Source organism: Lysobacter sp. Root916, assembly GCF_001429785.1.
Taxonomy (GTDB): Bacteria; Pseudomonadota; Gammaproteobacteria; order Xanthomonadales; family Xanthomonadaceae; genus Lysobacter.
The window spans coordinates 1-12,311 of sequence record NZ_LMJF01000014.1 but is presented as its reverse complement, the minus strand read 5'-3'; the positions used below and the strand labels follow the sequence as shown (position 1 = coordinate 12,311).

At 68.1% G+C, this 12,311-nt stretch carries 10 protein-coding genes; 6 read left to right on the top strand and 4 right to left on the bottom strand.

The features are described 5' to 3' along the window. Nucleotides 1-11 precede the first annotated feature (11 nt). Both rho and trxA read right to left on the bottom strand, forming a co-directional pair. Nucleotides 12-1,715 (bottom strand): transcription termination factor Rho, encoded by a 1,704-nt coding sequence (gene rho / locus ASE35_RS14880; RefSeq protein WP_056177870.1) that lies wholly within the window; start codon nt 1,713-1,715, stop codon nt 12-14. Nucleotides 1,716-1,952: 237 nt separating this feature from the next. After that, nucleotides 1,953-2,285 (bottom strand): thioredoxin, encoded by a 333-nt coding sequence (trxA, locus tag ASE35_RS14875; RefSeq protein ID WP_056177872.1) that lies wholly within the window; start codon nt 2,283-2,285, stop codon nt 1,953-1,955. 249 nt (nt 2,286-2,534) lie between these two features. On the opposite strand from trxA, the gene rhlB reads away from it, so the two are divergent. Further along, a complete protein-coding gene (rhlB, locus tag ASE35_RS14870) occupies nt 2,535-4,286 on the top strand; it encodes an ATP-dependent RNA helicase RhlB (RefSeq protein WP_057164345.1) in 1,752 nt (583 codons plus the stop codon). Between the two features lie 122 nt (nt 4,287-4,408). Here rhlB and ASE35_RS14865 read toward each other — a convergent pair whose 3' ends face one another. After that, nucleotides 4,409-4,846, bottom strand: coding sequence for a hypothetical protein (locus ASE35_RS14865; RefSeq protein WP_057164344.1), 438 nt, complete (start codon nt 4,844-4,846; stop codon nt 4,409-4,411). Nucleotides 4,847-5,206: 360 nt separating this feature from the next. On the opposite strand from ASE35_RS14865, the gene ftsE reads away from it, so the two are divergent. From ftsE to ung, 4 genes are all read left to right on the top strand, one after another. Then, nucleotides 5,207-5,893 carry a cell division ATP-binding protein FtsE gene (gene ftsE, locus ASE35_RS14860; RefSeq protein ID WP_057160140.1) on the top strand — a complete coding sequence of 229 codons (687 nt, stop codon included), beginning with the start codon at nt 5,207-5,209 and terminating at the stop codon, nt 5,891-5,893. After that, nucleotides 5,890-6,834 (top strand): permease-like cell division protein FtsX, encoded by a 945-nt coding sequence (ftsX, locus tag ASE35_RS14855; protein ID WP_057164343.1) that lies wholly within the window; start codon nt 5,890-5,892, stop codon nt 6,832-6,834. The genes ftsE and ftsX overlap by 4 nt, the downstream gene beginning before the upstream one ends. Before the next feature lie 121 nt (nt 6,835-6,955). Next, nucleotides 6,956-7,792, top strand: coding sequence for a response regulator (locus tag ASE35_RS14850; protein WP_056177881.1), 837 nt, complete (start codon nt 6,956-6,958; stop codon nt 7,790-7,792). After that, nucleotides 7,789-8,496, top strand: coding sequence for a uracil-DNA glycosylase (ung, locus tag ASE35_RS14845; RefSeq protein ID WP_057164342.1), 708 nt, complete (start codon nt 7,789-7,791; stop codon nt 8,494-8,496). The genes ASE35_RS14850 and ung overlap by 4 nt, the downstream gene beginning before the upstream one ends. Nucleotides 8,497-8,863: 367 nt before the next feature. Here ung and ASE35_RS14840 read toward each other — a convergent pair whose 3' ends face one another. Beyond that, the gene (locus ASE35_RS14840; RefSeq protein WP_056177885.1) at nt 8,864-9,484 is read right to left on the bottom strand and encodes an XRE family transcriptional regulator; all 621 of its coding nucleotides are present in this window, start codon (nt 9,482-9,484) and stop codon (nt 8,864-8,866) included. A gap of 870 nt (nt 9,485-10,354) precedes the next feature. Here ASE35_RS14840 and ASE35_RS14830 point away from each other — a divergent pair. After that, nucleotides 10,355-12,311, top strand: a 1,957-nt coding sequence (locus ASE35_RS14830) for a hypothetical protein (RefSeq protein WP_157489498.1), incomplete at its 3' end; no start/stop codon positions are given.

Here is a 12,311-nt window from a genome sequence, read left to right as displayed (position 1 = left end):
CGGGTCGCGCCTCAGCGCTTCATCGAACTGAAGAACTCGTCGTTGGACTTGGTGGTCTTCATCTTGTCCAGCAGGAACTCCATCGCGCCGATCTCGTCCATGCCGTGCAGCAGTTTGCGCAGGATCCAGATCTTCTGCAGCAGCTCCGGCTCGATCAGCAGGTCCTCGCGGCGGGTGCCGGAGCGGTTGATGTTGATCGCGGGGTAGACGCGCTTTTCGGCGATGCGGCGGTCCAGGTGCACTTCCGAGTTGCCGGTGCCCTTGAACTCTTCGTAGATCACCTCGTCCATCTTGCTGCCGGTGTCGATCAAGGCGGTCGCGATGATGGTCAGCGAGCCGCCTTCCTCGACGTTGCGCGCCGCGCCGAAGAAGCGCTTCGGGCGGTGCAGGGCGTTGGCGTCGACGCCGCCGGTCAGGACCTTGCCCGAGCTCGGCACGACGTTGTTGTAGGCGCGGGCCAGGCGGGTGATCGAGTCGAGCAGGATCACCACGTCCTTCTTGTGTTCGACCAGGCGCTTGGCGCGCTCGATCACCATCTCGGCGACCTGGACGTGGCGGCCGGCGGGCTCGTCGAAGGTCGAGGAGACCACTTCGCCGCGCACGGTGCGCTGCATTTCGGTCACTTCTTCCGGACGCTCGTCCACCAGCAGCACGATCAGGTGCACGTCGGGGTGGTTGTGCGTGATCGCGGTGGCGACCTGCTGCATCAGCATGGTCTTACCGGCCTTGGGCGGCGACACGATCAGGGCGCGCTGGCCCTTACCCTGCGGCGCCATCAGGTCGAGGATGCGGCCGGTGATGTCTTCGGTCGAACCGTCGCCGCGCTCGAGGCGGAACTTGCGGCGCGGGAACAGCGGGGTCAGGTTCTCGAACAGGACCTTGTTCTTGGACGCTTCCAGCGGCTCGCCGTTGATGGTGTCGACGATGGACAGGGCGAAATAGCGTTCGCCGTCCTTGGGGAAGCGGATGCGGCCGGACAGGTGGTCGCCGGTGCGCAGGTTGAAGCGGCGGATCTGGCTGGGCGAGATATAGGTGTCGTCCGGGCCGGCCAGGTAGCTGGCCTCGGCCGCGCGCAGGAAGCCGAAGCCGTCGGGCAGGATTTCCAGCACGCCGTCGGCGGCGACGCCTTCGCCGTGGCGGGTCAGCACCTTGAGCAGGGCGAAAATCACGTCCTGCTTGCGGGCGCGGGCCACGCCTTCCTGAATGCTCAGCTGGTCGGCGATTTCGAGCAGCTTGGGCGCCGGCATGCGCTTGAGGTCGCCCAAGGAGTACTGCGGGAAGCCTTCCGGCACCTGCGGGTGCGGACGCGGGACGAAGTTCTCGCCGTTGCCGCCGTCGTTGGACATGCCTTCGTCGCGCGGACGGCCGCCACGGTCGCGATCGCGGTCGCGGCGGTTGCGGAAGCGGTCGCGGCGGTTGTTGTTGCCGCCTCGATCGTTGTTGTAGCCGCCTTCGCCGCGTTGGGCGTTGCCGCCGTCGTTGCCGCCCTGCGGCGCGCCATCTGCGCCGGACGAGGCCGGTGCGGAGTCGCCAGAGTAGGGGGCAGAAGCGGCGGGGGCGGCCGGCGCGGGCGCCGGAGCGGCCGGCGGTGCGCTGGGCGCAGGAGCGGGAGCGGACGGGCTGGCGGCTGCGGGAGCGGCGTCGGCTTTGGCGACACGCGGCTTACGCACGCGCTTTTCGGCGATATCGCCAGCGTCGGGGGTGTTATCGGACAAGCAGGGATTCCTCGCTAAGGGCGAGCGCTCGCAGGCAGCGAGCGGGACGTCGGGGACGTGGGTGGATGATGGTTTTGCGAGAGGGGGTGCGGCGCTGCCAGTGCTACGGTTCGGCGCCGGGTGCTGCGAAACTAGCACTGCTGTTGCGCGGCGGCAAGCGTTATGGGGCCTGCCGTTCACGTTGCCGGGCGAGCCGGCGACCTACGCCCGGCGTGGGCGGGCGTAGGCGGGGGGCGATCAGATCGCCTTGTCGATCATCTGGGTCAGCAGCGACTTGATGTTCGGCGGGGCGCCGAGCTGGCTGGAATGGACCTGGCCGTCCTTGAACATCAGCAGCATCGGGATGCTGCGCACGTTGTAGCGAACCCCCAGCGACGGGAACTCCTGCACGTCGACCTTCACGACCTTGGCCTTGCCTTCGTACTGGTCGGCGAGCTGTTCGACGATCGGCCCGATCGCCTTGCAGGGGCCGCACCAGGGGGCCCAGAAGTCGACCAGGACGGGTTCGGACGACTGCAGCACGGTGGCATCGAAGTCGGAATCGCCAGCATGCAGAACTTTTTCGCTCACGGGGATGATCTCCTGCGGGGGTACGCGCCCGTACGGAACGGGCTCATATTGAATGGTATCCCCGGGCGGGCCGTGCCGGGCGGGGGCTTACTGTAAACTGGGGCGTTTCGCGGCACCTTCAAGGGCTGCGCCACGGCCTCTTCCAGAGGCAGAACGTCGGGTCGGCCATGGGGTCTGCCCGGCCCCGGCAGTCTGCTTCGCCGACGCCACCCACGCAAGCGCAGTTCTGCGCGCGGACCCTTAAGACGCATGAGCGACAAGCCTTTAACCGATATCACGTTTTCCTCGTTCGAACTGCATCCCAGCCTGCTCGCCGGCCTCGAAGCCGCCGGCTTCTCGCGCTGCACGCCGATCCAGGCGCTGACCCTGCCGATCACGCTGACCGGGCGCGACGTCGCCGGCCAGGCCCAGACCGGTACCGGCAAGACGCTGGCCTTCCTGGTCACCGTCATCAACCGCCTGTTGACCAGCCCGGCCCTGGCCGAGCGCAAGCCCGAGGATCCGCGCGCGCTGATCCTGGCCCCGACCCGCGAACTGGCGATCCAGATCCATAAGGACGCGGTCAAGTTCGGTTCCGAGCTGGGCCTGAAGTTCGCCCTGGTCTACGGCGGCGTCGACTACGACAAGCAGCGCGAGCTGCTGCAGAAGGGCGCCGACGTCATCATCGCCACGCCCGGCCGCCTGATCGACTACGTCAAGCAGCACAAGGTCGTGTCGCTGCATGCCTGCGAAATGTGCGTGCTCGACGAAGCCGACCGCATGTTCGACCTGGGCTTCATCAAGGACATCCGCTTCCTGCTGCGTCGCATGCCGATCCGCACCGAGCGCCAGACCTTGCTGTTCTCGGCCACCTTGAGCCACCGCGTGCTCGAGCTGGCCTACGAGCACATGAACGAGCCCGAGAAGATCGTCGTCGAGACCGAGTTCATCACCGCGGCCAAGGTGCGCCAGAAGGTGTACTTCCCGTCCGACGAGGAAAAGATCCCGCTGCTGCTGGGCCTGCTGTCGCGCTCCGAGGGCGCGCGCACCATGGTGTTCGTCAACACCAAGGTCTGGGTCGAGCGCGTGGCGCGTTCGCTGGAGCGCGGCGGCTACCGGGTCGGCGTGCTGTCGGGCGACGTGCCGCAGAAGAAGCGCGAGTCGCTGCTCAACAAGTTCCAGAAGGGCCAGCTCGAGATCCTGGTCGCCACCGACGTGGCCGCCCGCGGCCTGCACATCGACGGCGTCAGCCACGTCTACAACTACGACCTGCCGTTCGATGCCGAGGACTACGTCCACCGCATCGGCCGCACCGCGCGCCTGGGCGCCGAGGGCGACGCGATCAGCTTCGCCTGCGAGCGCTACGCGATGAGCCTGCCGGACATCGAAAGCTACATCGAGCAGAAGCTGCCGGTGGCCACGGTCGACGCCGACCTGCTGGTCGCGCTGCCGCGCAAGCCGCGCGAAGTGCCGGCGGGCGAGGAAGGCGAGGAGAACGAAAGCATCGGCGCGATCTTCAAGGAAGCGCGCGAGCAGCGCGCCGCCGACGAAGAACGCCGCGGCGGCGGTCGCAGCGGCAGCCGCAGCGGCGGTTCGCGCGACGGTGGCCGTCGCGAGGGAGGCCCGCGCCGCGAAGGTTCGCGCAGCGAGCGTCCGCGTCGCGAGCCCAGCGCCGCCGCACCAGCGGCCGAAGGCGCCGCACCGCGTCCGCCGCGTCCCGAGCGCAAGCCGCGTCCGGAAACCGAGGCCGCTGCGGTCGCCACCGCTCCGGCGGCGGTCGAGGGCGAGCACGCCCCGCGCAAGCGGCGTCGCCGTCGCGGCGGTCGCCGCATCGAGGGCGCCGAGGGCGCGACGGCCCAGACCGCCCCGGTCGCCGCGACCAAGGCGGCACCGGCGGCGAAGTCCGGCCCCGCCAAGCCGGCTCCGGCAGGCGAGGGCGAGGCCAAGCCCGGCGGTTTGCTCAGCCGCATCGGCCGCGGCCTGAAGTCGCTGGTCACGCGCGCGCCGCGTTCGCAGCACTGAGGCGGACGGGCCGCAGGCCCGTGCCGTCGAACGATACGGGCGCCCTGGGGCGCCCGTTTTCGTTGCGTCCGAGCGTGCCGCGATCGGTCGCGATGACCTAAGCGGGCTGGGCGCGCCCGGTTTCAGAGCGCCCGGTTGAGGAACACGGTCCAGGTGTTGGGCGCGGTTTCCAGCAGCTGGAACACGTCCAGATCGCCATCGCTGTCGACGTCGAGCAACTGGAATTGATTGCCGTAGTTCGGCGGCGGCGGCCAGCCGACCCCGAAGGCGCCGCCCAGGTTGGGCCAGGGCGCGAACACGCCGCCGCCGCCCGGTTCGAAGTGGGTGCGGCGGCCGGCGCCGGCGGCGCTGCACCAGATCGTCAGGCGCCAGTTCGGCGGCGCGCTGCCCCAGGATGGGAACACGATGAAGCGGGCGTTGCCGTAGCCGGTGGAGCCGGCCGGGCAACCGATGGTGCCGATGTTGAGCGGCGGGTCGTACTGCTCGGCGCGGGCGCTCTGGCTGTGCAGGCCCAAGGCCAGGGCCAGGGCGACCGCGATTTGTAGCCGGGTGGTTTGCATATTCTTCTCCTTAAGAATGAAAGCCGGAACCGAACGCCTGCCGGTGTCGACTGGCCGGCGACGGTGGTCGATCGTGGTGCCTTCCTTGTTGCACGACGTCAGGGCGCTGCCGGGCCGTTGCCGGGCATGAAGCGAGTGCTGCGGGAACGGTGCGCGCGCCGGCGTTGCGCCGGCGACCGCTGCGGCTGGCCGACCGGCGCGTTGCGCCCGCGGTGAGCCGGGAAGGTCGTGGGGCGGGGCGTCGACGACCCCGCCGTTGCGACCGAGTCGTCCCTGCCGACCGCAGGGCCACGCTAGTGCAAGCCCGCGCCGGGAAACGTGATGTGTTCTCGCGAATCGCGCATCTGCGATACTTCCGCCATGACCGTACTGCGCTTCGACAACGTCAGTAAACGCTACAGCAGCGGCCACGAGGCGCTGAGCGAAGTCAGCTTCGAGGTAGCCCCCGGCGAGATGCTGTTCGTGACCGGCCATTCCGGCGCCGGCAAGAGCACGCTGCTGAAGCTGATCCACCTCAGCGAGCGGCCCAGCCGCGGCGCGGTGCTGTTCGGCGAGAAGAACCTGCTCAAGGTGCGCGGCCGCCGCGTCGCCCTGCACCGGCGCGACATCGGCGTGGTCTACCAGGACCATCGCCTGCTCGCCGATCGCAGCGTCGCCGACAACGTCGGCCTGCCGCTGCTGCTACGCGGCCTGCGCCGCGGCGATATCGCCAAGCGCGTGCGCGCGGTGCTGGAAAAGGTCGGCCTGGCCACGCGCGAGCGTGCGCTGCCGGGCGAGCTGTCGGCCGGCGAGCAACAGCGCGTCGGCATCGCCCGCGCGATCGTCGGCGAACCGCGTCTGCTGGTGGCCGACGAACCCACCGGCAACCTCGACCCGACCCTGTCGGCCGAGATCCTGGCCCTGTTCGCCTCGCTGCCCGAGCGCGGCACCAGCGTGCTCGTCGCCAGCCACGACCTCAGCCTGGTCAAGCGCATGCGCAAGCGCGTGCTGGTCTTGAATCAGGGGCGCCTGGTCGACGACATCTCGCCGGAGGATCTGGCCGAATGAACGCCAAAGCCGCCGCGCCCTCCGATTCGCGTTCGCGCCTGGGCACCTGGGTCGATCACCACGTCTACAGTCTGGTCGCCAGCCTGGGCCGCATGCTGCGCAAGCCCTGGTCGACCGCGCTCACCGTCGGTGTGATGGCGGTGGCGCTGGCCCTGCCGCTGGGCCTGTGGGCGGCGCTGGCCAACATCGAACGCTTCACCGGCGACGTCGAGCAATCGCGCCAGATCGCGCTGTTCCTCAAGCCCGGTCTCGCCGCCGAACGCGCCAGCGCGCTCGCCGACGAATTGCGCGCGCGTCGCGACATCGCCGCGATCGAATTGCGTACGCCCGAACAAGGCCTGGCCGAGCTGCGCGAAAAGAGCGGCCTGGGCGAGGCGATCGGCACTCTGGAAGGCAATCCGCTGCCCAGCCTGCTGCTGATCACCCCTAGGGGCGACGAGCTGCTGCTGGCCGAATCGCTCAAGGCCCTGCCCGACGCCGATCTGGTCCAGCACGATGCCGGGTGGCGACAGCGTCTGGACGGCTGGCTGCGCTTCGGCAGCCGCCTGGCCTGGGTGCTGGCGGCGCTGCTGGGTCTGGGCGCGCTGCTGGTGGTGGGCAACACCGTGCGGCTGGACATCCAGTCGCGGCGCGAGGAGATCGGCGTGCTACAACTGCTGGGCGCGACCGACGGATTCATCCGGCGCCCGTTCCTGTACCTGGGCGCGTGCTACGGCCTGGCCGCGGGCGCGCTGGCCTTGGCCCTGCTGACCGCCGCCGACTTCGCCCTGCGCGAGCCGCTGGCCGAACTCGCGCGCAGCTACGGCAGCGCATTCGCCCTGCACGGCTTCGACCTGCGCTACGCCGCGGCGATCGTCGTCGGCGCGGCGGTGCTGGGCTGGTTGGGCGCGGGGCTGGTGACCGGGCATTACCTGCGCCAGACCCGGCCCACCGACACCTGAGCGGCGCGGTCGCCGTAGACGATCTGGCCGGGACGGAACGCGAGACTCGGAATCCGTAGCCGTTCGCGCCTAAACTCGGACTCCCTTGCGCCGTCGTCGATAGCGACCCGATCCGTCCCGCATGCATAGCCACGATCTACGCCATTTCGACAACGCCGCCCCCCGGGTGATGGTGGTCGACGGTTCCAAACTGGTGCGCAAGCTCATCGGCGACGTGCTCGCGCGCGAGCTGCCCAATGTCGAGGTCGTGCCCTGCGGCAGCATCGCCGAGGCGCGCGCGGCGCTGGACGGCGGCGCGGTCGACCTGGTGACGACCTCGCTGGTGTTGCCCGATGGCGATGGCATCGGCCTGGCGCGCAGCGTGCGCGAAGCCGGCGGCCAGGCCTACGTGCCGGTGATCGTTGTCTCGGGCGATGCCCAGGCCCATCTGGAGTCGCGCAGCTTCACCGAGGACGTCACCGACTATTTCGACAAGGCATTGGGCCACAGCGCGCTCGCGGCCTTCATTCGCGGCTACGTGCAGCCCGAGCCGATCCCGGGCGCGCGCGTGCTCTACGTCGAGGACAGCCGCGTGGTCGCGGTGGCGACCAAGCGCATGCTCGAACGCCACGGCTTGCAGGTGCTGCATTTCATCGGCGTCGAAGAAGCGCTGGAGTATCTGGAAACCCACCGCGGCGCCGAGGACGTCGGCGCCGATCTGGTGCTGACCGACGTCTATCTGAAAGGCGCGCTCAGCGGCAACGACCTGCTCGAGCGCCTGCGCCAGGACTTCAAGTACGGCAAGCGCCGTCTGCCGGTGCTGGTGATGACCGGCGACGCCAACCGCCACAACCAGAGCGAGCTGCTGCGCGCCGGCGCCAACGACCTGGTGCTCAAGCCGATCGAAGAGCGCCTGCTGGTCACCAAGACCTTGTTCCAGCTGCGCCTGGCACGACTGCCCGAGCGCGCATCCTCATGAACGGCGACAGCGGCGAGCGGGTCAAGCTGGAGCCGTCGTGGAAAGCGCGCGTCGGCGATTGGTTCGAGCGCGAGGACATGCGCGCGCTGTCGGCGTTCCTGCGCGAACGCAAGGCGGCCGGCGCCCGTATCTATCCGCCGGGCCCGCAGATCTTCGCCGCCTTCGACGCCACTCCGTTCGATCAGGTCAAGGTGGTCGTGCTCGGCCAGGATCCGTACCACGGGCCGGGCCAGGCCCACGGCCTGTGCTTCTCGGTGCAGCCGGGCGTGACGGTGCCGCCGTCGCTGGAGAACATCTACAAGGAAATCCACCGCGACCTGGGCCTGGCGCGTCCCGACCACGGTTACCTGATGGCGTGGGCACGCCAGGGCGTGCTGTTGCTCAACGCGGTGCTGACGGTCGAGGAGGGTCGCGCCGGCAGCCATCAGGGCAAGGGCTGGGAAGGCTTCACCGACCACGTCGTGGATACCCTCAACCGCGAACGCGAAGGGCTGGTGTTCCTGCTCTGGGGCAGCTACGCCCAGGCCAAGGGCAAGGTGATCGACGCGCGCCGCCATCGCGTGCTCAAGGCGCCGCACCCCTCGCCGCTGTCGGCCCACCGCGGCTTCATGGGCTGCGGGCATTTCTCGGCCGTCAACGACTACCTGAGCCGGCAGGGCCTGGCCGCGATCGACTGGTCGTTGCCGCCGCGCAGCGCGCTCTGATCGCCTCGCCGCGCCGCAAAAAAATCGCCCCGACCTAGGCCGGGGCTCAAAAGACAGCTACTCAGCGTCGATACCGGCGGCGAGGCTCGCGTCTTACTGCGGCGGCGGCACCTAGGAAGTGCCACGAATTCCGCTCAGCTAGGCCGCGTGGCCTGGATGTGTCGTTCGCTACGCTTGCGAGCGCCCGACCATGCCCGTGCCGATTGCAATCGGCACGCATAATTCTCACCGCAAGACTAATTGTCCAGATCGGAGAATTGCAAGCCGTTTCGACAAATATGTGAGGCTAAATTGTGCATTCCGTCAATAAACCGGGTCGGGCGGCAAGCGCGGCCGGGATCCGGGCGGCTCCGCACCCGCCTCGGGTCTAGTCGTTCGTCGCCATCAGGGCTTCGATGACGCTCTGATCGTCGTCGGTCGCGGCCACCGCCATCACCGTGGCGGCGTCGGAATCGGGCCCGATCACATACGCGTGGCCCATGTTGGAGTCGATGTAGACCGACTCGCCTTCCTCCAGGGTCAGCGGATCGTAGAACTCGGTGTGCAGCACCACCGTGCCCTTCAGGACGTAGATGAATTCCTCGCCGGCATGGCGCAGGAACGGGCCGAACTCTTCCAGGCTACGCGCGCGCAGGTTCGCCACGCTCGGCACCATGCGCTTGCGGCGCAGTTCCGGGCATAGATAGAAGTATTCGTAGTTCTTGGAGTCGATGCGCACGGCATCGCTGACCCGGCCGATGCTGCGGCGTGCGGTCACCGCCGGCACGCTGGCGTCCTCGCTTTCGGCGAACAGTTCCGACATGCGGATGTTCAAGCGCTCGCTGAGCTGCTGCAGGCGGTCGTAGGTCAGCGACAGACGGTCGTGCTCGATCTTGGACAGGGTGGATAACGGAATCCCGGAGCGTTCGCTCATCTGCTTCAACGTCCATTTGTTGCGCGCGCGCAGCGAACGCAACAGGCCGCCGATGGTCGGGTGAGACGACTTCATGGGATGTGGGTCTCCGCAAGCATGGAAACGGTACCAATTGCCTTGAATCGAAGCGGGAGACGCAAACGCCGCGTCGGGACGGGCAAAAGGTTCAGCTTGTGAAAAATACACAAGACTGGTGCAAAAAGTCAGCCTAACTTGTTGCTGGACCGTGATTTTCCGATTTGGAACACGGTCTTCACATTGTTCGTCTTGTGCCTCGCAATCTCAAGTGCTTGCGTGCATTGCGTGTGCGCGGATGGAGAGCCCAGGCGCATGGTCGAGCCTCTGTACGCAGCCAAAAGCCATCAATTTAGAGCCTTCAGTGGGCATTAAGTGTGCCTGTTCGCGCCACGCGTCCGCCCCGATCGTGGCCCTGTCCCTGTAGCGGGCGTGCCCCGCGATGTCCTCTGTGGCCGCGCTTCCGCGATCCATATCAACGGACCCGGTCCGGATGCGGCGCGATTGGGCTGAGCAGGAGAAAGATTTGGTGGCTTAGATGTGCCGCCCCCGCCCAGCCGAAGCCCAGCGCCCCGGACATCGGTAGCCGCACCGCCGATGCGCCAGGTCCGCTGCTGCAACCGATGTACGCCGGTTTTGGCCAAGTCTTTACCGCTCCGGCGGGGGCGGAAGCCGTTCGGCACCTGCGCTGTTAAGGACGTTTTGAGTCACCAAGTGACGCTGAAGGTCCTAAAAATTGTGAAAGAACGCCCGAAATAAAACGGATCCGGGACTGGGACCGTTTTCTTATTGGCATGGTAATTGCCTATACAATCCTGATTGGGACAAAAAAATCCCATTAGGGGAACTGGCGCAGCTCGATGGCTCGGATGGCCGCTCGGGGGTGTTGGCGGTGGGTACGAGGCTGAAATGGTTCAGGGGGAGTGCAACGTGGCTGCAGACATCAATCGAGCGCTGACGGTAGTCGGTCGCTGCTTTCGCAAGTCGCTGCTGCTCCTGCTGCTGGGGGCGGTCTCGCTGCCCGCGTTGGCTCAGAACGCCGTCAACACCGCCACGGTCACGCCGCCCACCGGCGTGCAGAACCCAGGCACGTTGTGCACCAGCACCAATGGCGCGGCCAACTTCAACAGCACCACCGGCGTCTGCACCGCGACCGACAGCGATCCGATCCAGCGCAACATCACCCTGACCAAGGCCTGGACCAACGCGCTCGCCGGCGACGCGGTCAGCCTCACCATCACCGGCGCCAACGGCGCCGTCGCGGGTTCCTCCACCGCGCCGTCCACGACCACCAACGCCACGGCCACCGCCGGCGGTGGCGTCACCGTCACGCTGACCGAAGCCTTCACCACCGGCGCCGCGACCAACTACACCACCAGCCTGGCCTGCGTCCGCGCGCTCGACAGCGCCCCGGTCACCGTGACCGGCACCGGTCTGAGCCGCACCATCACCATGCCCGCCGATAGTGCGGTCACCTGTACCTACACCAATGCGCGYATCGCCCAGCAGCTGAACCTGGCCAAGAGCTGGGCGGCGGGCAGCGTGAGCGGCCACACCGCCTCRGCCACCACCACCGGCGGCACCAACAACCCGACCTTCAGCTCGACCGCGCCGACCAACACCACCGGCACGGCCGTGACCGTCTATGCGGGCGACGTCGTCACCCTGCCGGCCGAAACCTTCGGCGGCGGYGCCACCGCRTCCACCTACACCAGCACCGTGGCTTGCGCCGGCGGCAGTACCCTGGCCAGCGGCGCCACCGGTCGTACCCTCACGATCGGCGCCAGCGCCACCGCGACCACCTGTACCTACACCAATACGCCGAACAACTTCGGCGTGACGCTGTCCAAGACCTGGACCAACGCGATCGCCGGCAATGCGGTCAGCCTGACCGTCAGCGGCGCCAGCGTGACCGGCGCTACCGCCGGCACTTCGACCGCGCCGTCGACCACCACCAATGCGACCGCGCAGGCGACCATCGGCTCSACGGTGACCYTGRCCGAAGYCTTCACCACGGGCGCCGCCACCAACTACACCACCACCCTGGTGTGTACGGATGCGAGCAGCAGCCCGGTCGCAGTGACCGGTAGCGGCCTGAGCCGCACCATCACCATGCCGGGCAGCGCGGTCACCTGTACCTACACCAATGCGCGTATCGCCCAGCAGCTGAACCTGGCCAAGAGCTGGGCGGCGGGCAGCGTGAGCGGCCACACCGCMTCRGCCACCACCACCGGCGGCACCGCCAACCCGACCTTCAGCGCGACCGCGCCGACCAACGCCACCGGCACGGCCGTGACCGTGTTCGCGGGCGACGTCGTCACCCTGCCGGCCGAAACCTTCGGCGGCGGTGCCACCGCGGCCGGATACACCACTACCGTGGCTTGCGCCGGCGGCAGTACGCTGGCTAGCGGCGCTACTGGACGTAGCCTCACGATCGGCGCCAGCGCCACTGCGACCACGTGTACGTATGCCAACACGCCGGTTCCCGCGACGCTGACCCTGCAGAAGACCGTGGTGAACACCGGTGGCGGCACCGCCATCGACACCAACTGGACACTGACGGCGACGGGTCCGACCACGATCACCGGCACCGAAGGCGCCGCGACCGTCACCAATGCCCAGGTCAATCCGGGCAACTACCTCCTGACGGAAGCCGGTGGCCCCGCGGGTTACACCGCTTCGAGCTGGGTGTGCACGGGCGCCACCGTCACCGGTGGCAACCAGATCACCTTGGCGCTGGGCGATGCCGCCACTTGTACGATCACCAATACCTTCGCGCCTGCGCCTTCGCTGACGATCGATAAGGTCGCCGGTGCGCCTACGGGTGCGACGGCGGGCAGCACGATCCCGTACACGTTCACGGTGACGAACACGGGCAACGTGACGC

Coding starts and splice junctions, on each gene's coding strand:
- rhlB (WP_057164345.1), top strand. CDS start 2,535: ATGAGCGACAAGCCTTTAACCGATATCACGTTTTCCTCGTTCGAACTG.
- ASE35_RS14865 (WP_057164344.1), bottom strand. CDS start 4,846: ATGCAAACCACCCGGCTACAAATCGCGGTCGCCCTGGCCCTGGCCTTG.
- ftsE (WP_057160140.1), top strand. CDS start 5,207: ATGACCGTACTGCGCTTCGACAACGTCAGTAAACGCTACAGCAGCGGC.
- ftsX (WP_057164343.1), top strand. CDS start 5,890: ATGAACGCCAAAGCCGCCGCGCCCTCCGATTCGCGTTCGCGCCTGGGC.
- ASE35_RS14850 (WP_056177881.1), top strand. CDS start 6,956: ATGCATAGCCACGATCTACGCCATTTCGACAACGCCGCCCCCCGGGTG.
- ung (WP_057164342.1), top strand. CDS start 7,789: ATGAACGGCGACAGCGGCGAGCGGGTCAAGCTGGAGCCGTCGTGGAAA.
- ASE35_RS14840 (WP_056177885.1), bottom strand. CDS start 9,484: ATGAAGTCGTCTCACCCGACCATCGGCGGCCTGTTGCGTTCGCTGCGC.